Below are 23,527 nucleotides of genomic sequence, written 5' to 3'. Positions count from 1 at the left end.
CTTAAGGGGCATGGTAAAAAATATTGATACAACATTTTCTTATACAAACAATCAAGTACAGCAGATTAGAAAACAAACAGGAGAAGCAACGAGACAAGCGCAAGGTGTATCTGAGACTCTTGCAGAGATTTCTTCAGGCGCTGAGCAATCAGCAGCATCAATTCAAGCAATTGTTTCTGCTGTTGATACAACGACGTCTATTGCAAGTGAAGTAGAAGAAAAAGCGAAGCAGTCTGATACGTTGTCTTCAGAAATGGTTCAAGCTTTAGGGCATAGTACTCGTGTCTTTACGTCTTTAATTCAAGGTATTCAAACATTGGCAAAAGAAAATGAAGATTCAATGCAAAATGTACAGAAGTTAGAAGAACGAATGAAACAAGTAGAACATATTGTGTCTGTTGTGAGTGCGATTGCTAGCCAAACGAATTTATTAGCACTAAATGCTTCTATTGAGGCAGCTCGCGCAGGAGAGCATGGAAGAGGTTTTGCGGTTGTTGCGGAAGAAGTACGTAAACTTGCTGATGAAAGTGATCATTCTGCAAGAAACATATCTCAGTTATTACGGAATATGCAAGATGAAGTACAACAAGTTGCAATGAAAATGACAGAACAAGTGAAAATAGCTAAAGAAGAGGCGAAACGTGGGGAAGCTACGGAATTAATTTTAAAAGAAATGTCATCAAGTGTTATGGAAGTAGCCGATGCAACTCAGCAAATTAGTAGTTATATGAATGAACAAGTGAGCCACATTCATCAAACAGGAGCACAAACAAAAGCTGTAGCAGCAATTGCTGAAGAAACGTCAGCTGGTTCGCAAGAAGTGGCGCGTGTGACGCTACAACAGTCTAAAAATATGATAGTAATCGATCAATTATTAAAAGATTTAGAGAAGCAAGCAACTGATTTGAAACAAACAATTGAACGATTTTCAATGTAAAAGGAAGAACAGAATGCTGTTCTTCTCTTTTTTATTTAGTTTGATTTAATATTTACAGTTAAACTATGAACGTTTCCGCAACATTCTTTTCTCTCCCTTTCGGATGAAAATTATAGCGAGCTATAATATTAAAAGGGGTGTCTTTTATGAAAAAAGAAAAAAGACAACGGTTAATTAAACAATTTGTAAAGGAGTATGAAATAGATAAGCAAGAAAGATTAGTAGAATTGTTAGCAAAAAAAGATGTATTAGTAACACAAGCTACGGTTTCTCGCGATATTCGTGAGTTAAACTTAACGAAGGTACCTTCTCAAGAAGGATTAATGATATATAAAGTTTTCTCAGAAGAGCATTTACAAACTGATATAAAGTTAAAGAAAAAATTACGAGAAGTTGTTGTGAAAATTGATTGTGTAGATCAATTAATGGTTATTAAAACATTACCTGGTAATGCACATGTTATTGGTGTTTTATTTGATGAGTTAGATTGGAAAGAAAAAATAGGGTGTATATGTGGAAATGATACATGCCTTATAATTTCACAGTCGAAATCAGATAGGGAGATTATAGAAGAAAGATTAAATTTAATTATTTAGATGTAAAAATCCTGTTTTTAATAAAATTAAAAACAGGATTTTTGTTTAAATACGGAAGTTGAATATTCAACATATATGCGTAATATATGTGTTTTTTATTGAAAAAGCGAGAGAGTTTGTTATAAAAATACAAATTCGTATGATTTTAAAAAAATAACTTGTTTAATATTTCACAATGATAATGTGGATGCTTTCACAAAGATGAAAGTGCAGAGCATTTATTATGTACTTGTAAGACATCAAACATATTTAAAAGGAGGTACAACAAATGAAACATCCGATACATGTTACTTCAGAAATTGGGGAATTACAAACGGTTTTATTAAAACGACCGGGTAAAGAAGTGGAAAACTTGACGCCAGATTATTTGCAGCAATTATTATTTGATGATATTCCATACTTACCAATTATTCAAAAAGAGCATGATTATTTTGCACAAACGTTACGCAATCGGGGTGTTGAAGTTCTTTATTTAGAAAAACTAGCCGCTGAGGCGTTAGTAGATAAAAAACTTCGAGAAGAATTTGTTGATCGTATTTTAAAAGAAGGACAGGCTGACGTAAATGTTGCACATCAAACTTTAAAAGAATATTTACTTTCCTTTTCAAATGAAGAATTAATTCAAAAAATTATGGGCGGTGTACGGAAAAACGAAATTGAAACAAGTAAGAAGACACATTTATATGAATTAATGGAAGATCATTATCCGTTTTACTTAGATCCAATGCCTAATTTATATTTTACTCGTGATCCAGCAGCTAGCGTGGGCGATGGCTTAACGATAAATAAGATGAGAGAACCAGCGCGTAGACGTGAATCATTATTCATGGAGTACATCATTAAATATCACCCAAGATTTGCAAAACATAATGTACCAATCTGGTTAGATCGTGATTATAAATTTCCAATTGAAGGTGGCGACGAGCTAATTTTAAATGAAGAAACAATTGCGATTGGAGTGTCTGCTCGTACTTCAGCTAAAGCAATTGAACGTTTAGCTAAAAATCTCTTTAGCCGACAAAATAAAATTAAGAAAGTGTTAGCAATAGAAATTCCAAAATGCCGAGCATTTATGCATTTAGATACAGTATTTACAATGGTTGATTATGACAAGTTTACAATTCATCCAGCCATTCAAGGGCCAAAAGGGAATATGAATATTTATATTTTAGAAAAAGGATCAGATGAGGAAACTCTTAAAATTACACATCGTACTTCTTTAATGGAAGCATTAAAAGAGGTATTAGGCTTAAGTGAATTAGTTCTTATTCCATGTGGAGGAGGAGATGTAATTGCTTCTGCTCGTGAACAATGGAATGATGGCTCGAACACATTAGCAATCGCACCAGGTGTAGTTGTTACATATGATCGCAACTATGTATCCAATACGTTATTACGGGAGCACGGTATAGAAGTAATTGAAGTGCTAAGTTCGGAATTATCTCGTGGTCGTGGGGGTCCACGTTGCATGAGTATGCCAATTGTTCGTAAAGATATTTAGTATAAATAACGGAGAAAGTAGGGATGAAGTATGTTAATGACTAGACCAAATTTAAAAGGAAGAAGCTTTCTAGCAGAAAAAGATTTTACACAAGAAGAATTGTTATATTTTCTAGATTTGGCAGCAGAATTAAAAGAGAAAAAGAAAAATGGTATCCCGCATCATTATTTAGAAGATAAGAATGTAGCGCTCTTATTTGAAAAAACCTCCACTCGTACGCGCTGTGCATTTACAGTAGCATGTACAGATTTAGGGGCGAATCCTGAATATTTAGGGAAAGGTGATATTCAGCTTGGGAAAAAAGAATCCGTAGAGGATACAGCAAAAGTGTTAGGGCGTATGTTTGACGGAATTGAGTTTCGTGGATTTAATCATGAGACTGTAGAATCTTTAGCACAAAATTCTGGTGTGCCAGTTTGGAATGGATTAACAGACATGTGGCATCCAACACAAACACTAGCAGATTTATTAACAATTAGAGAACATGTAGGGAAGTTGAAAAATGTGAAGCTCGTTTACGTTGGAGATGGACGAAATAATGTTGCTAATAGCTTACTAGTTGGTGGAGCAATCGTTGGAATGGATGTACGTATTTGCACACCAGAATCTTTATGGCCTGCACAAGAAGTAATTGATTTAGCAAAAAAATATAATGAACAGGTAATGATAACAAGTAATGTGGAAGAAGCTGTTGCGAATGCAGATGTAATTTATACAGATGTATGGGTGTCTATGGGGGAAGAAGAAAAATTTGCTGAACGTGTCGAGTTATTGAGACCTTATCAAGTAAATATGAAAATGATTAAAGAAACAGGGAATGAAAACGTGATTTTCTTACATTGTTTACCTGCATTTCATGATGTTGAAACGATGTATGGCGAAGAAGTTTACGAGAAATATGGGTTGAAAGAAATGGAGGTAACTGACGAAGTATTCCGCAGTAAACATTCAAAAGTATTTGATCAAGCTGAAAATAGAATGCATACAATTAAAGCGGTTATGGCAGCTACTTTAGGAAACATGGAGTAAAGAAGAAAGGGAGTCTTCCTTTCTTCTTTCTCCTCCTTTAGACACTATCATTCACTATTGCTTTTGTATTGTTATTGCAATTAAAGAGAGGTGAGTGGAATGGGTGAAGATAAGAAATTAGGGTTGTTTACACTAACGGCTCTTGTAGTTGGGTCTATGATTGGCGGTGGAGCCTTTAATTTAGCGAGTGATATGGCAAAAGGTGCTGGTGCTGGAGCCATTATTATTGGCTGGGTTATAACAGGAATTGGGATGATTGCACTTGGATTATCTTTTCAAAATCTAACTGTAAAACGGCCAGATTTAGATGGTGGTATTTTTAGCTATGCAAAAGCAGGATTTGGTAATTTTATGGGATTTAATAGTGCGTGGGGATACTGGCTATCTGCTTGGCTTGGGAATGTAGCTTACGGTACATTATTATTTTCTTCATTAGGATATTTCTTCCCGATCTTTGAAGGCGGTCAAAATGTAGAATCCATTATTGGTGCAAGCGTATTATTGTGGTGTGTTCACATGTTAATTTTACGTGGAGTTCAATCAGCAGCACTTGTGAATTTAGTAACTACAATCGCAAAATTAGTACCTGTATTTGTATTTATTGTCATAGGAATCTTCGCGTTTCATATTGATACATTCTTAGATGGATTTTGGGGGCAAACTGGTTCTTTTTCATGGGGAGCAGTTGGCAGCCAAGTTAAAAGTACAATGCTTGTAACTCTATGGGTATTTATTGGGGTAGAAGGGGCGGTTGTTTTATCCAGTCGAGCAAAAAATAGAAGTGATGTAGGGAAAGCAACCGTTATTGGCTTAATTGGTACACTCATCATTTACATTTTAATCACATTATTGTCTCTTGGACTTATGCAGCAAGCAGATATTGCTGGTTTGAAAAATCCAGCTATGGCTTATTTATTTGAAAGTGTTGTTGGAAAATGGGGTGCTATCTTTATAAATTTAGGTTTGGTCATCTCTGTATTAGGTGCTTGGTTAGGTTGGACTTTGCTCGCTTCTGAAATTCCATATTTAGCGGCTAAAGATGGAGTATTTCCAAAATGGTTCGCAAAAGAAAATAAAAATAAGGCTCCAGTAAATTCATTATGGATAACAAATGGTTTAATTCAAATATTCTTGTTAACATTCGTCGTTTCTGATCAGGCGTATAACTTTGCATTCTCTTTAGCATCTTCAGCCATTTTAATTCCATATGCTTTTTCAGCATTTTATCAACTGAAGCATAGCTTAAAATCTGAAGAAGTAGATCGAAATAAAAATATAATAATTGGTTTGATAGCAAGTATTTATGGTGTGTGGTTAGTTTATGCAGCTGGTTTAGAGTATTTATTATTAACAATGACTTTATATGCGCCAGGTATTTTTATTTTTTACAATGTTCAAAAGCAAAAGAGTTCGAAGCAAATATTTACTCGAGTGGAATTAGCATCATCCGTAGCAATTGGTGCTTTAGCATTCTTTGCGATTTATGGATTAATTACAGGCAGTATTACTTTATAAAGCGCTGTGAAAGCGAAATGAACTGGAGGGCTGAAATATGGCACGAAGAAAAATTGTAGTTGCACTAGGGGGAAATGCGATACAGTCTGGAGAAGCTACTGCGGGAGCGCAGCAAGAAGCGTTGGAAAAAACGGCGGAACAACTTGTGAAAATAATGGAAAATGATGTGGATATAGTAATTGCGCATGGAAATGGCCCACAAGTGGGGAATATTTTATTACAGCAAAAAGCTGCAGAAACGGAAAAGACACCTGCAATGCCATTAGATACTTGTGGGGCAATGAGCCAAGGGATGATTGGATATTGGATGGAAAATGCGATTGAAAAGGCATTAAAAAAACGGAATATACAAAAAGATGTAGCAACGGTTATAACGCGCGTTGTTGTGGACAAAAAAGATGAGGCATTTAAAAATCCAACTAAACCAATTGGTCCTTTTTATACAGAAGAAGAGGCCAGAAGATTAATGGATGAAACAAAAGCAGTGTTTAAAGAAGATGCTGGTAGAGGATGGAGACGTGTTGTTCCATCACCGAAGCCTGTAAGTATTCATGAACATAAAGTGATTAATTCTTTGGTGGAAGATGGAAACATAGTGATAGCTGTTGGCGGGGGTGGAATTCCAGTAATTGATTCCGAAGAAGGGTTAGAAGGAACTGAAGCGGTTATCGATAAAGATTTCGCTGCGCAGAAATTAGCAGAATTAGTAGATGCCGATACGCTCGTTATTTTAACTGCAGTTGATCATGTGTATGTAAATTATAATCAACCGAATCAAAAAAAATTAGAGCATGTCACAGTGAATCAATTAGAAGAATATATTGAAGAACAACAATTTGCTGCGGGAAGCATGCTTCCAAAAATTGAAGCTGCTATTAATTTTGTTAATACAAATCCAAAAAGAAAAACAATTATTACGTCTTTAGAAAAAGTATATGAAGCACTAGAAGAAAAAGCTGGTACTATTATTTCAAAACAGAATGTATGCATGTATGTTTAAATTATTATGTACGCTACTTAGTAGTAAAAAAAAGAATGAGGTTAATAACTTCATTCTTTTTATTTATTAATATTTTTTGTACTCATTGTTCATAAAGTTTTCATGATGAAATCTGAATATATAAGTTAATTATGATAAAATTCAAATTGAATACGCTTTCTTGATTTTTCGCTCCAACATACAGCAAGAGAGAGGGAATTTTATGAATAGACGGAACGTAGTGAAAGACTTAAAGCAGTTCGAATTATTTGCTCATTTAACAGAAAAAAAATTGAAAGGCTTAACAGAGTTTGTTTATTGGCGAACTTATAAAAAAGGTCAATTTTTATTTTTAGAAGGGGATTCAAGGGAAAGAATTTACTTCATGTTAGATGGTTTTGTAAAGTTAGAGCGGGTTAATCAAAATGGGAACTTATTATACGATGACTATGTAAAGCGGTATTCTATTTTTCCTTATGGTGGTATGTTTACAGACAGAGGATATAACTATACAGCAGAAGCAATGACGGATGTGGAGGTATATTATATTCCAACGGTAATCTTTGAAGATATGGTAAAATCCAGCAGAACGCAATTGATGTACGTTGTTCAGCAATTATCATCTATATTAAAATTGAATGAAAATCGAGTGCAAAATATTACAATTCCTAATGCACAAGATCGTGTTATCCAAACGTTAAATTATTTAATGCAGGATTTAGGAGAACAGAGTGGGGAAAAGATTGTAATTTCATGTCCACTTACAACAATTGAAATATCCAAAATATCTGGAACATCTCGAGAGACAGTTAGCAGCGTATTAAAACAATTAAAAAATGATAGCATTGTTACAATTTTAGATAAAAAAATTACAATACACAATCCAACATATTTTGAAGAAATCTCAATGTGAAAATTGTATATTGATTTTTTAATTCATAATGTATATTAATAAGGTTCTTTATATATTTATAAGGAACTTTTTTACGTTATCCTCTATAAAAAGATTGTATAGTATGGTAATAATAGCTAAAATCGATAATAAAAAACAAAGTGAAGGGGAGAAAGAATGATTCGTATTGAGTATGATCGATTAGTAGCTATTTGTTACAGTATAGGGGTTTTGTTATTATTAAAAATTCCAAATGATAATGAATTAATTGGGGAAAAACTATTCAATGTCTATAAGGTTCCGATACATACGTATGTTTATATGGATTATAAAGTCTCAAATATATTGATTGTTTCTTTCATACTACATGTAATTGCATTTATATTATTTTTAAAATGGCTAGGAAAAAAGGAGTCTAGTACATTTAGAAAAATGAATAAGATAAAAGTAGTAGGCATTAGTATTTTGATTGTAATGATGCCGTTTATTTTAAATACAATCCTCCAGACATTGAATAAAACATGGTACTATGCAGGAAAAACAGGGGTAGAAGCAATAGAATATAAAAAAGAAGATAGCCAGTGTAGAATGGAGAAAAATGGAGATAATATCCAACCGAAGTGCATTGTTACTTTAAAAAATTATCGTAATCATTCACAAGCATTAAAAGTTGTTTTATATGATAATGCAAACGAGAATTCAAAAAGCTATCCAGTACCGAAACCAGTCTATTTACAAAAACATGAGACAAAGCAATTCGAATTTCAAGTTCCTGTTTCTTATAATAGAGGTATGGAAAAAGATAAAGTACCAAATATTAAATTACATTCATTGCATGAAAATGATACGAAATACAATTAATCTGTAAGTAAAAGTTTATGAGTAGGAGCAAGAATTTGAAACGATATAGAAAATCAACTTGAATCATCCAACATACTGTGAGGTAACGGTATATTGGATGATTTTTTTATGTTATCCTCTTTTTCACGTATGAAAAGGAGGAATACTTTGTTGGAAATGAAAAACATCACAAGGATCATACATAGTTTTTACTTTACGCAATCTGTGAAAGTTAGAGCCATAATAACTAGTTTGCCAATTTTTAATGTCGATATCGGGCCAGTTCACATAGTCACCTAGTGTATAAGGATCTAAGCTTTCTCGTAAATCTTTAACCCAGCGTATATTTCGGTTTTCTTCATCATCGCATTTCCAAGAGGTAATGTATTCTTGGGCAATAATTGCTTTACGATGAAAATAAGCCGTTTCATTCGGCGAAATATTTTCAACAGCACCTATGAGCGATTGATGCCAAATACTAGCATCTTTATTTGGGGCATGAGAAAGAAAGTATTGCATGAGTTGAATGCCTTTAAGGGGAATAGGTTTATAGACATAGGAACCAGAGCGCTTGAAATTTTCAGGGATGTTACCGCCATTAAAAAATTCGACAGCCTTTATATAAGGAACTTCTTCTATAAAGAGAGAGGGGCTGCCAGTTTCAAGAAGAGGGGATAATAGGGAATGGAGTTCAGAGGGAGAACCGACAAACTCGCCTTGTGCTTCGATTTTATTTCGTTGCTTGGCGAATAATTCGATCGATGAAGTGAGACGTTCATCTATATAAGGTGCCCAGTTTTGCCACGCTTGAAATGCAGCAATAAAGTCTTCCCATTCCCATGTAATTGAGAAAATTGATACATTTTTTACGGGGTGGACTCGAAAAGTTAAGGAAGTGATAATTCCGAAGTTTCCACCACCGCCACCACGGCATGCCCAAAAAAGGTTAGAGTTTTCTTGTTCATTTGCACGAATGGGTTTTGCACCAAATTTTCCACACGCTTGTACCATTTCCACTTCCATTAATTGATCACATGTTAATCCAAATAAGCGTGAAAGCATACCAATACCACCGCCAAGTGCTAATCCAACAATTCCAACGCTTGCACTTGTACCAGCAGGAATTGTAACACCGTAATTCCAAAGTTCTTTATAAACAGTGCCAAGATTTGCACCAGCCTCAATTGTTGCTGTTAATTTCTCTGTATTAACAGTAATGCGATGCATTTCACTCACATCAATAATAAGTCCTCTATTTAAAAGAGAAAAATTTTCATAGCTATGACGTCCACTTCTTAACCGAAATGGTATATGACGTTCACGTGCCCATTTTAAGGCGTTACAGATATCCTTGTTATTTTGACAAAAAACAATAATACAAGGGAGTTTTGGAATACTTAAATTTAAATTCATTCGGGCTACATTGTAGTCAGGATCTGTGGGAACAACGATACGACCTGTTAATTTTGTTTGCTTCAATTTCTTACTCCTTTCCAAAATAATCAGAGCTTTTTATTAATATATGAAAAATGTCTGTAATACGCGTGGACAAGGAGAGGTGAAGAATGAGATTTACCTTTGTGAGAAATAAATAAAGCATAAGAATAAAGAATCTACATAGAGTTCAATGAAAACAGTTGCAAACTGTTCATATTTTGTTATGATAGTGTTACGAAAACGTTTGCATAAAATTCCGATGGGATGCAAAAGGAGAGAATGACTATGAATAAGACATGGTGGAAAGAAGCGGTTGCTTATCAAATTTATCCACGAAGCTTTATGGATTCAAATGGTGATGGTATTGGAGATTTACAAGGTATTATTGCAAAACTGGATTATTTAAAAGACTTAGGTATAGATGTAATTTGGATTTGTCCAATGTATAAATCGCCTAATGATGATAATGGTTATGATATTAGTGATTATCAAGATATTATGGATGAGTTTGGTACAATGGCAGACTTTGATGCTTTACTAGATGAAGTTCATAAGCGTGATATGAAGCTAATTATTGATTTAGTTATTAATCATACGAGTGATGAACATCCATGGTTTATTGAATCACGTTCATCTAAAGATAATCCGAAGCGTGATTGGTATATTTGGCATGATGGTAAAGATGGTGCGGAGCCAAACAACTGGGAAAGTATTTTTAATGGTTCGGCATGGGAATATGATGAAGAAACAGAACAATATTATTTACATCTATTCTCACGTAAACAACCAGATTTGAACTGGGAGAATAAAGAAGTTCGCGAAGTACTATATGATACGGTTAATTGGTGGCTTGATAAAGGTATTGATGGTTTCCGCGTTGATGCAATCAGTCATATTAAAAAAGAAGAAGGCTTTAAGGATATGCCAAATCCAAAAGAGTTAAAATATGTGCCATCTTTTGATAAACATATGAATGTGAAAGGTATTCAACCTTTATTAGAAGAGCTAAAAGAAAATACATTCTCTAAGTACGATATTATGACTGTTGGTGAAGCAAATGGCGTTAAGATTGAAGATGCTGAGCTTTGGGTTGGAGAAGAGCAAGGTAAGTTCAATATGGTATTCCAGTTTGAACATTTAAGTTTATGGGATGCAGAGAAGAAGAAAGACCTTGATGTTGTAGGATTGAAAAAAGTATTAACGAAATGGCAAAAAGGATTAGAAAATAAAGGATGGAACGCTTTATATATTGAGAATCACGATAAACCACGTATCGTTTCAACATGGGGAGATGACAAACAATATTGGCGTGAAAGTGCAACAGCTCTAGGGGCGATGTATTTCTTTATGCACGGTACACCGTTTATTTATCAAGGCCAAGAAATTGGTATGACAAATGTTCAGTTACCAAATATTGAAGATTACGATGATGTAGCAATTAAAAATTTATATCGCGAGAAAATTGCAGAGGGCGTACCACATCAAGATATGATGGAGATTATATGGGCTTCTTGCCGCGATAATTCACGTACACCTATGCAGTGGAATGATGAGATGAATGCTGGTTTCACAACAAGTACACCTTGGTTTAGCATGAATCCAAATTACAAAGAAATTAATGTTGAAAAGCAAAAAAATGAAGAAAAGTCTATTTTCAATTTCTATAAGAAAATGATTGCCCTGAAAAAAGAGCACGATGTACTGAACTATGGTACGTACGATTTACTTTTAGAAGACGATCCACAAATTTATGCATATACACGTACGTTACAGGATGAAAAAGTCATTGTAATTAGTAATATCTCAAAAGAGGAAGCTGTGTATAATGAGGGTTCATTTGCACTAGAACGCAAACGTTTGCTTTTAAATAACTATGAAGTTGCGGAACATGAAGAAGTAACAACAATTGCTTTAAAACCTTATGAAACAAGGGTTTATCGCATTTCATAATAAAAAAGGATGCTCTTTGAGCATCTTTTTTTATGAAAAAAAATAAATTTCTATTGCAAAGTGAAAACGCTTTTATTAAAATAGATTTATGAAAACGGTTGCGTAAAGATAAAAATAAAGTAATATAAGGAATCGTTTTCATAAAGGGAACAGAAATTATAATTTAAATCATTATGTTGTTATAAATAAAGGGGAGGAAGAACAGATGAAAATTACGTCTTTTGATTTTTGGCAAAAGTTCGGGAAAGCGTTATTAGTTGTTGTAGCTGTAATGCCAGCAGCCGGTTTAATGATTTCCATCGGTAAGTTAATTGGGATGTCTGCTGGGGATGTTAACGCAGTTCATACAATTGCTCGCGTAATGGAAGACATCGGTTGGGCAATCATTACAAATCTACACATTTTATTCGCAGTAGCAATTGGGGGATCTTGGGCGAAGGATCGTGCAGGCGGTGCATTTGCAGCACTATTAGCATTCGTCTTAACAAACCGAATTACAGGAGCTATATTTGGCGTAAACGCTCAAATGTTAGCGGATTCAAAAGCGACAGTTTCTTCAGTAATAGCAGGAGATTTACTTGTAAAAGATTATTTTACTTCTGTACTTGGTGCACCAGCATTAAACATGGGAGTTTTCGTGGGGATTATCACAGGTTTCTTAGGAGCTAATCTATATAACAAATATTATAACTATAATAAACTGCCACAGGCATTAGCATTCTTTAATGGAAAACGATTTGTGCCATTCGTTGTAATTCTTTGGTCTACAGTTACTGCGATTGTATTATCAATTCTATGGCCATTCATCCAAAGTGGGTTAAATGAATTTGGTCGCTGGATTGCAGCTTCAAAAGATAGCGCACCAGTTGTTGCACCGTTTGTATATGGAACGTTAGAGCGTTTATTATTACCATTTGGTTTACACCATATGTTAACGATTCCGATGAACTATACAGAGCTAGGTGGAACATATACGATGCTAACTGGTTCAAAAGTTGGACAAGTTGTAGCAGGACAAGATCCATTATGGCTTGCATGGATTACAGATTTAAATAATTTATTAGCAAATGGAGATACGAAGGCATATAACGATTTATTAAATAACGTTGTACCAGCTCGTTTCAAAGCTGGACAAGTTATCGGCTCAACAGCAGCGTTAATGGGGATTGCATTTGCGATGTTCCGTAACGTTGATAAAGAAAAGCGTGCAAAATATAAACCAATGTTTTTATCAGCAGCATTAGCAGTATTCTTAACAGGTGTAACAGAACCAATTGAATTCATGTTCATGTTTATTGCTCCAGTATTATATGTTGTATATGCTATTACAACAGGACTTGCATTCGCGCTAGCTGATTTAATTAACTTACGTGTTCATGCATTTGGATTTATTGAGTTAATTACTCGTACACCAATGATGGTTAATGCAGGTTTAACAAGAGACTTAATCAACTTTGTTATTGTTTCATTAGTGTTCTTCGGTCTTAACTTTACACTATTTAATTTCTTAATTAAAAAATTCAATTTACCAACACCAGGGCGTGCAGGTAACTATATTGATAATGAAGATGAGGCATCAGAAGGAACAGGAAATGTACAAGACGGTTCATTAGCAACAAAAGTTATCGATTTATTAGGTGGAAAAGAAAATATTGCTGACGTAGATGCTTGTATGACACGCTTACGTGTAACAGTAAAAGACTTAGATGTTGTTGCACCAGAAGCACAGTGGAAACAAAATGGTGCTTTAGGGCTTATTGTAAAAGATAAAGGTGTACAAGCGGTATATGGTCCGAAAGCTGACGTATTAAAGTCAGACATTCAAGATATGTTAGGTGCGTAATAATATGAAATTGCTAACTTTAAACTGTCATTCTTGGCAAGAAGAGAATCAAATAGAAAAGATACAATACCTTGCTAAAGTAATTCAAGAAGAAGAGTACGATGTCATCGCATTACAAGAAGTAAGTCAGTCCATACAAGCTGAAAATGTATGCGGTAACAAGAAAAAAGATAATTTTGGACTTTTACTATTAGAAGAGTTAAAAGCGCTACATGTAAAAGATTACAATATTACTTGGGATTTCTCTCATATTGGTTATGACGTGTACGAAGAAGGATTAGCGATTATAACGAAGCATAATATTATAAAAGAAGATACGTTCTTTATTTCAGAAAACGAGGATACAACGTATTGGAAAACGCGTAAAATTGTAAGTACAACAATTGCTTATAATGGTAAGGATATAACGTTTTACTCTTGCCATCTCGGTTGGTGGAATGATGAAGAAGAGTCATTCAAAGGTCAATTCGATCGTTTGATGGAGCGTGTAGATAGCAATAAGCTCGCCTTCTTAATGGGGGATTTTAATAACAATGCTCGCTTGGAAGGCGAAGGTTATGAGTATATGATGCAAAAAGGGTTGTATGACACATATGAATTAGCAATAGAGAAGGATGAAGGAACGACTGTCCAAGGCGAGATTGCTGGTTGGGATGAAAATAAACATAATTTGCGAATCGATCTAATATTGTGTAACCAAAGTAAAAAAGTTCATTCTTCAAAAGTTATTTTTAATGGTACAAACAGAAATGTAATTTCAGATCATTTCGGTGTAGAGGTTCAATTGGATATATAATAGAAGAAATCCTCACAGAGAATAAAAGCTGTGAGGATTTTTTTAGGAATACAAGTATTTCCAAGAGAAAATACTTGTATTTTTTATGACATTTCATATATATTTGTTATTATTGAATGTAAAACCGATTTGGTCATTTTGTATTCATACTTTGACTCACTTCGTTATATAATGAAGTAAGTGAAAGTTAATGGGAAAAAATAGTACGTTTTTGGTTAATACACGATGTAGAAAGTGATATAATTGCAAAATGCATGTATCATTTTCTAAAGAAGGAAAAATATATAATTAGGTGATAACTTCTATGAAACAAATTTGGCGTATTTATAAGACAGATTTACGGAATGTAGCCAAACATTGGGCTGCAATTGTTATTGTTTTAGGATTAATGATTTTACCATCGTTATATGCATGGTTTAACATTAAAGCTTCTTGGGATCCATATGGAAATACAAAAGAGGTTCCCATTGCAGTTTCTAACCAAGATGCAGGTTCTAATTTAAGAGGGAAAGATATTAATATCGGGAAAGAGATTGTAGACTCCCTTAAGAAAAACAAAAATCTTGGCTGGAAATTTGTAGATGAAAAACAAGCGATTTACGGAGTTGAGCGTGGGGATTATTATGCAAGTATTACGATTCCAAAAGACTTCTCTGAAAAAATTGCAACTGTTCTGGATGAAAATCCTAAAAAACCAGAACTGGATTACTATGTGAATGAAAAAGTAAACGCAATTGCACCGAAGATTACAGCAAAAGGTGCATCAGGTATTACAGAAGAAATTAGTAAAAACTTTGTAAAAACAGCAAACGGTGAGATTTTTAAAATTTTCAATGATCTTGGAATCGATTTAGAAACAAATTTACCAAGTATCGAAAAAGTAAAAAATCTTGTATTTAAGTTAGAAGCGCAGTTCCCAGAAATGAATACACTCATGGATAAGGCATTAGATGATGCAACTCGAGCGGAAGATGTTGTAAAAGTAGCGCAAAAAGAGTTGCCGGTTGTAGAGAGTGTTATGAATGATGGGCAAGAAGCATTAGGGAATTTAGATAAGTTCTTTGCGAGAAATGATGAAACATTGCAACGTGCTCCAGGAACTATTAAGAATAATTTAATGGTAATGCAGCAGGGATTGGATGCTGCAGCGAAAATTACGGATTACTTAAAAAATCCGGCATTTGACTTTAATCTGACATTGCCAGATCCAGCTAAATTACCAGTCTTACCTAATATAACTATTCCACAAATACCAGAGATTCCAGCATTACCACAAGTGAATGGTGAAGGGTATAAAAATATTGCTAAAAATATTGATCAAACTGTAAACACTGTTTTCAATTCTACTCGTGTTGGAACGGCATATGTAAAGAGTGTTATGGATGGCCTTCAAAATAAAGGCGTGGATCCAGCTGTAGCACAGAAAAATGTGCAGGATGCTTCAAAGCTCCTCCAAGAGCGTATCGATAGTGTTTCATATTTGATTGATTTCTTTACAGCTTTCAAGGAATCAGCTTCCACGGAATTCGGTAAACAGTTCTTTGGAAACAGAGTGGAAAGTTTAACGGTGCTTAAAAATTCTATGGTGGATGCTAACAATAGGGTTAAGCATGTAGGAGATTTAATTAGTTCCGGACAAGAAGTTAAACAAGATGTGCGAGATGCTGTAAATCAAAAATTAGATGCAGTAAATAATTTAGTAAATCAAGCTGAAAAGGATTATAATGCAACGTTTGTAGCTGATTTTGAAAAAGCAGTAAGTACAGCTGAGCAACTGAAAAGTAAGGCTGAAAATGCGCAAGAAAATGCACAGCAGCTTAGAGGCAATTTAAATCAAGATATAAATAAGGCTAATGAGATATTAAACAATGGTAGAGAGAAATATGATAAAGCTGTAAATGATTACAGCAGATTAAAAACAGAGCTTGAAAAAGCAAGAGAAGACTTAAGTAACAAAGGTGTTAATGGATTAGATTCTACAAAAGTAGCCTTAAATGATTTGAATGGGCAGTTCAAAGCAAGTTGGAATTTAGTTAATGACATGATTCCAGTTCTGGAAAGTACAAATAAAGTGTTAGCTGATGTGAATAGTGATAAAAACCTTAATGGTACAATTTCTAAGTTAAATAAAGCAAAAGATGGTTTACAAAAAGGAATGGAGTTAACTGATAAAGGAATTGACGCTATTAATAAAGGTCAAAAACCAGCAGCAGATGTTATTGAAAGTATTAATCAAGTGTCTAAAAGTGTTTCGGGCCAAATTGGTGACATTTTAGCTAAATATGACTCAGAAATCACTCCAAATTTCAATGCAGCAATTGCTCGCACAAAAGAGATGTCTAAAAACACATCTCAAATTTTAAAAGAGGCAGACAAAAAGCTTCCAGATGTTAAAAAATTACTAGAAGATTCATCAAAAGGTTTAGTAGATGGTAAAAAGAAATTAGCAGACATTAAAGCTGAAATGCCAGCTACTGAGAAAAAGATTAAAGAATTAGCAGATAAAATTCGTGATTTTGAATCTGAAGAGGATTTAAAAGACATCATACGCTTATTGAAAAACGATGTTGAGAAGCAAAGTGATTACTTTGCGAATCCAGTAAATTTAAAAGAAAATAAATTATTTGCGATGCCGAACTACGGTTCAGCGATGTCACCATTCTATACAGTGCTTGCATTATGGGTAGGCGCATTATTAATGGTTTCATTATTAACGGTAGAAGTACACGAAGAGGGCGCAAATTATAAGAGCCATGAAATTTACTTCGGACGTTTATTAACATTCTTAACGATAGGTCTTTCACAAGCGTTTATCGTATCGATGGGAGATATATTCTTACTCGGTACGTACGTAGTCGATAAGTTCTGGTTTGTGTTATTTAGTTTATTTATTGGAGGAGTCTTCGTTTGTATCGTATACTCACTCGTTTCTATTTTCGGAAATGTTGGGAAATCGATGGCGATCATTTTACTTGTACTACAAGTAGCAGGATCGGGCGGAACATTCCCAATCCAAATGACACCAGCGTTCTTCCAAGCGATTTATCCGTTCTTACCATTCACATACGCAATTAGCGCAATTCGTGAAACAGTTGGCGGAATGCTTTGGGATATCGTAACGCGTGATTTACTTGTGTTAAGTGCTTTCGTAGTAGTTATGATTGTTGCTGCGTTATTACTGAAAACACCAATTAACAAATCAAGTGAAAAATTTGTTGAGAATGCAAAAGGAAGTAAAATCATTCATTAAGAAAAGGTTCCTACCGAGAGCGGTAGGAACCTTTTTGTTTAATCGAACTTTAATTTTTTTAATGCTTCCGCAAATGGGTTGTTTAATGGTTCTTCCTCTTTGTTCTGTTGTTTCATATATTTTTGAACGTCGCGCTTATCAGCTTTGTTTCCAGATTCTTTTTTACGTCTTTCTTGGAATGTAGAAAGTTTTTCGCGATAGCCACATTTACATGCGAAAATTTGGCCAGCGCCTTCACCACGTAATTCTAGTTTCTTCTTACATTGCGGACAGCGAGCATTTGTTGTACGAGATACATTTTTACGATGACCACATTCACGGTCTTGGCATACGAGCATTTTTCCCTTTTTTCCATTTACTTCTAGCATTGGTTTACCGCAATCTGGACAAGACTTCGTCGAAATGTTGTCATGTTTATATTTCTTATCACTCGATTTAATTTCAGAAACAATTTCTTTCGTATAGTTCTTCATTTCCGAAATGAATACTTCTTTTTTCAATTTACCTTTTGCGATAGCCTCAAGTTTTTGTTCCCATTCACCAGTTAGTGTAGGAGATTTTAATTCTTCTGGTACTAAATCAAGTAACTGGCGACCTTTTGAAGTAATGTGAATATCTTTACCACGTTTTTCAATTAAGAATGAATTGAATAGCTTGTCGATAATGTCTGCGCGTGTCGCTACAGTACCTAATCCACCAGTCGATTTTAACGTATCAGCAAGTTGTTTATTTTGCGTATCCATATATTTTGTAGGATTCTCCATTGCTGAAAGTAAAGTTGCTTCATTAAAGCGTGCAGGTGCTTTCGTTTGGCCTGATGTTTGCATAAGTAACTTTACAGTTAATGTATCGCCCTTTTCAATGTGAGGCAGAAGCTGCTCTTTTACGTCATCAGTTACATCATCGTCTTCAAATCGATTTTCGTATACTTCCTTCCAACCAGCATGTAAAATCGTTTTTCCGCGTGCAATGAACGTTTCACTACCAACTTTGGTACGTAATGTTAGTTGCTCGTATTCGAATGCTGGGAATAAAACAGCTAAGAAACGTTTTACAACTAAATCATAAATTTTGCGTTCTTTATCTGTGAATGCTGAGAAGTTAACGTATCCTTCTGTTGGAATAATCGCATGATGATCGCTTACTTTACTATCATCAACAAATGATTTGTTAGGTTTGATAGGCTTTTGTAATACTTTATGTGCGAAGGGACGGTATTCTCCAACACCACATGCTTTTAGACGTTCTGGAAGTGTTCCAACGATATCAGATGAAATGTAGCGTGAATCTGTACGAGGGTACGTTAGTACTTTATGCTGTTCATACAATTTTTGCATAATATTTAATGTTTCTTTAGCAGAGTAACCGAACTTTTTATTTGCATCACGTTGCAATTCAGTTAAATCGTAAAGACCAGGAGAGAATGACTTCTTCTGTTTCTTATCAATTTCCACAACAGTAGCATTATGTTTATCTAAACTTTTTACAATACCATCGATTTTTTCTTTATTAAAACTACGGCTATTGCCATTTGCATCTTGCCAAGTAAGTTTGAGCTTCTCCATTGTTTGAGCTTCGATGCCGTAGTAAGTTTGAGCTTTGAAGTTCTTTATTTCATCCTCACGACTAGCAATCATAGCGACAGTAGGCGTTTGTACACGGCCACAATTTAACTGAGCATTAAAGCGAGTTGTTAAAGCGCGAGTTGCATTAAGACCGATATACCAGTCAGCTTCTGAACGCGCAACTGCTGAAGCATATAAATTGTCATATGCCTTACCTGGTTTTAAATTTGCAAAACCATCTTTAATTGCTTTATCGGTTACAGAAGAAATCCATAAACGTTTGATTGGTTTATTTAGCTTAACTTTATCGATAATCCAGCGTGCGACTAATTCCCCTTCACGTCCAGCGTCTGTTGCTACAATAATTTCATTTACATCTTTTCTAAGTAGCTGACTTTTTACAGCATTAAATTGTTTACCAGTTTGTTTAATAACCGTTAATTTCAAACGCTCAGGTAGCATCGGTAAATCTTCTAAATTCCACTTTTTATATTTCACATCATAACTTTCTGGATCTGCTAATGTAACGAGATGACCTAAAGCCCAAGTTACAATATATTTATTACCCTCAAGATAGCCGTTTCCTTTTTTATCACACTTCAGTACACGAGCGATATCTCGTGCAACGGAAGGTTTTTCAGCGATTACAACGCTTTTTGACATATTAAAAACATCCTTTCAAATTTCCATAAGTTAAATATAGCATACATCTTCTTGAGATTCAGTTTCGCTCCATATTTGAGCTGTTTTTAATGGAGTGAACAAAATCCCAACTGATTAAAGTTTCACTTTATCAGTTGCTTCTATATTAAATAGAAAAGTAAAGAACTTGTTATTTTACTAGAATAAGAGTAGACTTTGAAGTAGATGAATAAGAAACACATGGGAGTTTGTGGATACAAACTGAGAGGATGACTACTAGTCCGTCATTGACCATTTGAACCTGTTGGATAATGCCAGCGTAGGGAGAGTGTAAAAGCACATGTTCAGGCACTTTGCGTACGCGCAAAGTGTCTTTTTGTGTATCTCCCATCATTATAGTTAGGAGATGAAAAGGATGAATATGAAAGAAATTAGTAAAGTAGTGGATTTGGTGAGAGAATCTAATCCACTCGTTCATAATATTACAAATGTTGTTGTAACAAATTTTACTGCTAACGGTTTGTTGGCACTTGGGGCATCGCCTGTAATGGCGTATGCAAAAGAAGAAGTAGCAGAAATGGCGAGCATTGCTGGAGCGTTAGTATTAAATATGGGGACACTTCGTCCTGAAGAAGTAGAAGCGATGTTACTCGCGAGTAAATCAGCAAATGCGAACAATGTGCCAGTACTGTTTGATCCAGTTGGTGCAGGAGCAACTTCGTATCGAACAGAAGTTGCGAGACATATTCCGGCTGAAATCGATTTAGCGATTATCCGCGGAAATGCAGCTGAAATAGCAAATGTTATTAATGAAAAATGGGAAATTAAAGGGGTAGACGCTGGTACTGGAAAGGGCAATGTTGTAAGCATTGCAAGGCAGGCAGCAGACGAATTGAATACAGTTGCGGTCATTACTGGAAAAGAAGATGTTGTTACAGATGGAGAGCGAACTGTTCTTATTCGAAACGGTCACCCTATTTTAACGAAAGTTACGGGAACAGGGTGTTTACTAACTTCAGTAATAGGAGCATTTGTAGCAGTTGAAAAAGATTATGTAAAGGCAACTGTAGCAGCATTAACGTTTTATGGTGTAGCTTCGGAACTGGCAGCTGCTAAAACAGTAGAAAAAGGGCCAGGTAGTTTCCAAATTGAATTTTTAAATCAATTAGCGAATACAACTTCAGCTGATATAGAGAAATATGGGAAGATTGAGGAGTTAGAGTAAGGGGGATGAAACACATGATGCGCATTGAAACAAAGAAAATGTCTAACCTATTGCAAGTGTATTTTATTATGGGAAGTAATAACTGCACGAGGGATCCTTTAGCTGTATTGAAAGAAGCGTTAGATGGTGGAGTGACACTTTTTCAGTTTCGCGAGAAGGGGGAAGGTTCTTTAATCGGAGGAGATAGAGTGCGCTTTGCAAAAGAATTGCAGACGCTTTGTAAGGAATATAGTGTTCCTTTCATTGTAAATGATGATGTAGAATTAGCCATTGAATTAGATGCAGATGGTGTTCATGTAGGACAAGATGATGAAGGGATTACATCTGTTCGTGAAAAAATGGGAGATAAAATTATCGGCGTATCTGCTCATACAATTGAAGAAGCACGCTTTGCAATCGAAAATGGAGCAGATTATTTAGGCGTTGGACCTATTTTTCCAACGAGTACGAAAAAAGATACGAAAGCGGTTCAAGGAACGAAAGGATTAGCTTATTTTAGAGAACAAGGAATTACAGTGCCAATCGTTGGTATTGGTGGGATTACAATTGAAAATACAGCGGCAGTTATAGAAGCGGGTGCGGACGGTGTTTCAGTTATTTCAGCAATTAGTTTAGCTGAATCTGCGTATGAAAGTACGAGAAAATTAGCTGAAGAAGTAAAGAGAAGTTTGTAGAAAAGGACATGTAGTATTTTAAGTGCTACATCGAGAAGTAGACTGCCCAAAAAATTTAAACAAACATTTGATTAAAAAAGCACAAACCTTTTTAAATAAGGGTTTGTGCTTTTTCTTTAAAACATAATAGAAATTAAAAGCATTCCAATTCCGATAGAAGTAAATGTTGCAATTAAGCCTGGAATCATAAAGCTATGATTTAATACGTATTTACCGATACCTGTTGTACCAGTACGGTCAAAGTTAATGGCAGCAACGATTGTCCCGTAGTTTGGAATGAAGAAATATCCGTTTACTGCAGGGAACATCGCAATCAGTAGTGCTGGTGGAATACCAAGGGATAGTCCAAGTGGCATTAAGGCACGTACTGTTGCTGCTTGGCTGTACAGTAAAATAGATAGAATGAATAGTGCGATGGCAAATAGCCAAGGTGCACTTGTTACTAAATGCTGAATAGATCCTTGAATCATATTTAAGTTTCCATTAAAGAAAGTATCTCCCATCCAAGCGATACCGAAAATAGCAACAACTGCTGTTGCTCCTGCTTTAAAGACGTTACCAGACACAATGCTTTCTACATTTGGTTTACAGAAAATAATAATAAGAGCCGCGATAGTTAACATAACCATCTCAATTGTGTTCGGCATGGAAAGACGGGCTAACTTCCCATCAACTATCCATCCTGGACGAAGTGCTTCAAATGAACCAAGAAGTACAACAAGGAAGGTTCCTACAAGGAAAAGGATAACTGATAATTTGGCGCCCTTTACACCTACAAATTCTTTTTTCTCTTCAAGCTTAGGAATCATTCCTTCTTTTAATCGTTTTAAGTATTCAGGGTCTTCATTTAATTCTTTTCCCATCTTACTAGCAACGAATGCTGCTAACATACAAGCAATGAAAGTAGAAGGAATACTCACTTTTAAAATATCTAATAAAGTGATTTTATAGTCAGCTAACATTGCTAAAAGAGCAACTGTGGCAGCTGAAATTGGGCTAGCTGTAATTGCTTGTTGAGAAGCGATTACGGCAATCGACATTGGGCGTTCCGGTCTAATCCCTGATTCACGAGAGACTTCTGCAATAACAGGAAGTACAGAATAGGCAACGTGACCAGTACCTGCACATAGTGTGAATAAATAAGTAACAATTGGAGCAAAAAAAGTAATACGCTTTGGATTTTTTCGTAATGCCTTTTCAGCTAGATGAACAAGATAGTCCATTCCTCCAGCAGCTTGCAAAGCACCAGCAGCAGTAATTACTGCCAAAATCATAAGCATTACATCGATAGGAGGCGCGGTCGGTTGTAAGTGGAAGACAAAAACGAGTATTGCCATACCAACTCCACCCATTACTCCTAAACCAACTCCGCCTAGGCGTGCACCAATAAAAATACAGAGTAACAAGGTAAGAAATTGTAGCCAAAACATGATAAACTACCTCCGAAATTCATTAGTTAAGATATATTCGAATAGTTTAATTTGAATGAAAATTAAATAAATACCCGAAGAAATCCTTGTTATTTATACATTTTTTATTATATAACACAAAAAAAGTAACATTCACGTACTTTTTGAAATTATTTCGAAAAAGCAATGCGTTAAAAATTTGTATTTATATCTCTAAATAAGTAGACATTTTGATTTATATGTTGTAATCTTTGAAAGAGAATAAATTAATTCTCATAGAACTCCCATATCGTTCAACTCGTTCAGCGAGAAAGGCAAACTGATGGAAACATGAGGACGCAAAACTACAGGAGCTAAGGTCGAAAGGCTATGCTAGCCAGTTACCGGACGGATAGGGTTGGTCTTGGCCAATGCTTTTACATTGGCTTTTTTTTATTCTCGAATATA

General features: G+C 35.0%; 16 protein-coding genes, 1 pseudogene and 2 riboswitches. Of the genes and pseudogenes, 14 read left to right on the top strand and 3 right to left on the bottom strand.

Annotated features, from left to right (window positions below; genetic code table 11):
* Positions 1-364: 364 nt before the first annotated feature.
* The 8 genes and pseudogenes from DN403_RS32315 to DN403_RS18485 form a co-directional block, all read left to right on the top strand.
* Positions 365-937 (top strand): annotated as a pseudogene (locus DN403_RS32315) (methyl-accepting chemotaxis protein); the annotation flags it as partial.
* Between the two features lie 146 nt (positions 938-1,083).
* Complete coding sequence (gene argR, locus DN403_RS18515) at positions 1,084-1,533, top strand: arginine repressor (protein WP_000711826.1); 450 nt, start codon at positions 1,084-1,086, stop codon at positions 1,531-1,533.
* A 268-nt stretch (positions 1,534-1,801) separates the two neighbouring features.
* Entirely contained in the window at positions 1,802-3,034 is a 1,233-nt protein-coding gene (gene arcA / locus DN403_RS18510; protein ID WP_000682331.1) for an arginine deiminase, read from the top strand.
* 30 nt (positions 3,035-3,064) lie between these two features.
* Positions 3,065-4,063 (top strand): ornithine carbamoyltransferase, encoded by a 999-nt coding sequence (argF, locus tag DN403_RS18505; RefSeq protein WP_000930283.1) that lies wholly within the window; start codon positions 3,065-3,067, stop codon positions 4,061-4,063.
* Between the two features lie 99 nt (positions 4,064-4,162).
* The gene (gene arcD / locus DN403_RS18500; protein ID WP_000503413.1) at positions 4,163-5,578 is read left to right on the top strand and encodes an arginine-ornithine antiporter; all 1,416 of its coding nucleotides are present in this window, start codon (positions 4,163-4,165) and stop codon (positions 5,576-5,578) included.
* A gap of 37 nt (positions 5,579-5,615) precedes the next feature.
* Positions 5,616-6,578: a carbamate kinase gene (gene arcC, locus DN403_RS18495; RefSeq protein ID WP_098829329.1), complete on the top strand. Its 963-nt coding sequence runs from the start codon at positions 5,616-5,618 to the stop codon at positions 6,576-6,578.
* Positions 6,579-6,780: 202 nt separating this feature from the next.
* Entirely contained in the window at positions 6,781-7,470 is a 690-nt protein-coding gene (locus tag DN403_RS18490; RefSeq protein WP_001081906.1) for a Crp/Fnr family transcriptional regulator, read from the top strand.
* Between the two features lie 156 nt (positions 7,471-7,626).
* Positions 7,627-8,310, top strand: a complete 684-nt coding sequence (locus DN403_RS18485; protein ID WP_000619192.1) for a hypothetical protein — start codon at positions 7,627-7,629, stop codon at positions 8,308-8,310.
* A 123-nt stretch (positions 8,311-8,433) separates the two neighbouring features.
* Here DN403_RS18485 and DN403_RS18480 read toward each other — a convergent pair whose 3' ends face one another.
* Complete coding sequence (locus tag DN403_RS18480) at positions 8,434-9,768, bottom strand: FAD-binding oxidoreductase (protein ID WP_000814907.1); 1,335 nt, start codon at positions 9,766-9,768, stop codon at positions 8,434-8,436.
* A gap of 243 nt (positions 9,769-10,011) precedes the next feature.
* Here DN403_RS18480 and DN403_RS18475 point away from each other — a divergent pair, with 243 nt between their 5' ends.
* The 4 genes from DN403_RS18475 (at position 10,012) to DN403_RS18460 (ending at position 17,565) form a co-directional block, all read left to right on the top strand.
* On the top strand, positions 10,012-11,676 hold the full coding sequence (locus tag DN403_RS18475) for a glycoside hydrolase family 13 protein (RefSeq protein ID WP_001044700.1): 1,665 nt from the start codon (positions 10,012-10,014) through the stop codon (positions 11,674-11,676).
* Positions 11,677-11,881: 205 nt separating this feature from the next.
* The gene (locus DN403_RS18470; RefSeq protein WP_149185670.1) at positions 11,882-13,519 is read left to right on the top strand and encodes a PTS transporter subunit IIBC; all 1,638 of its coding nucleotides are present in this window, start codon (positions 11,882-11,884) and stop codon (positions 13,517-13,519) included.
* A 4-nt stretch (positions 13,520-13,523) separates the two neighbouring features.
* Positions 13,524-14,315 (top strand): endonuclease/exonuclease/phosphatase family protein, encoded by a 792-nt coding sequence (locus tag DN403_RS18465; protein ID WP_000771994.1) that lies wholly within the window; start codon positions 13,524-13,526, stop codon positions 14,313-14,315.
* Positions 14,316-14,619: 304 nt separating this feature from the next.
* Entirely contained in the window at positions 14,620-17,565 is a 2,946-nt protein-coding gene (locus tag DN403_RS18460; protein ID WP_149185669.1) for a YhgE/Pip domain-containing protein, read from the top strand.
* Positions 17,566-17,603: 38 nt separating this feature from the next.
* On the opposite strand, the gene topB is transcribed toward DN403_RS18460, so the two are convergent.
* Positions 17,604-19,793: a DNA topoisomerase III gene (gene topB / locus DN403_RS18455; RefSeq protein ID WP_149185668.1), complete on the bottom strand. Its 2,190-nt coding sequence runs from the start codon at positions 19,791-19,793 to the stop codon at positions 17,604-17,606.
* 209 nt (positions 19,794-20,002) lie between these two features.
* A riboswitch (TPP riboswitch) is annotated at positions 20,003-20,115 on the top strand.
* Positions 20,116-20,187: 72 nt separating this feature from the next.
* Here topB and thiM point away from each other — a divergent pair.
* Both thiM and thiE read left to right on the top strand, forming a co-directional pair.
* The gene (gene thiM, locus DN403_RS18450; protein WP_065224794.1) at positions 20,188-20,997 is read left to right on the top strand and encodes a hydroxyethylthiazole kinase; all 810 of its coding nucleotides are present in this window, start codon (positions 20,188-20,190) and stop codon (positions 20,995-20,997) included.
* A gap of 14 nt (positions 20,998-21,011) precedes the next feature.
* On the top strand, positions 21,012-21,671 hold the full coding sequence (thiE, locus tag DN403_RS18445) for a thiamine phosphate synthase (protein WP_000984531.1): 660 nt from the start codon (positions 21,012-21,014) through the stop codon (positions 21,669-21,671).
* Between the two features lie 116 nt (positions 21,672-21,787).
* Here thiE and DN403_RS18440 read toward each other — a convergent pair whose 3' ends face one another.
* Positions 21,788-23,101 (bottom strand): anaerobic C4-dicarboxylate transporter family protein, encoded by a 1,314-nt coding sequence (locus DN403_RS18440; protein WP_000498704.1) that lies wholly within the window; start codon positions 23,099-23,101, stop codon positions 21,788-21,790.
* A gap of 282 nt (positions 23,102-23,383) precedes the next feature.
* Positions 23,384-23,468: riboswitch (cyclic di-GMP riboswitch) on the top strand.
* The last annotated feature ends 59 nt before the right edge of the window (positions 23,469-23,527 follow it).

The sequence above is a fragment of the Bacillus sp. AY2-1 genome, from assembly GCF_008368965.1.
Classification (GTDB): Bacteria; Bacillota; Bacilli; order Bacillales; family Bacillaceae_G; genus Bacillus_A; species Bacillus_A thuringiensis_S.
The sequence above is the reverse complement of the archived record's forward strand: the minus strand, read 5'-3'. Positions and strand labels throughout refer to the sequence as shown.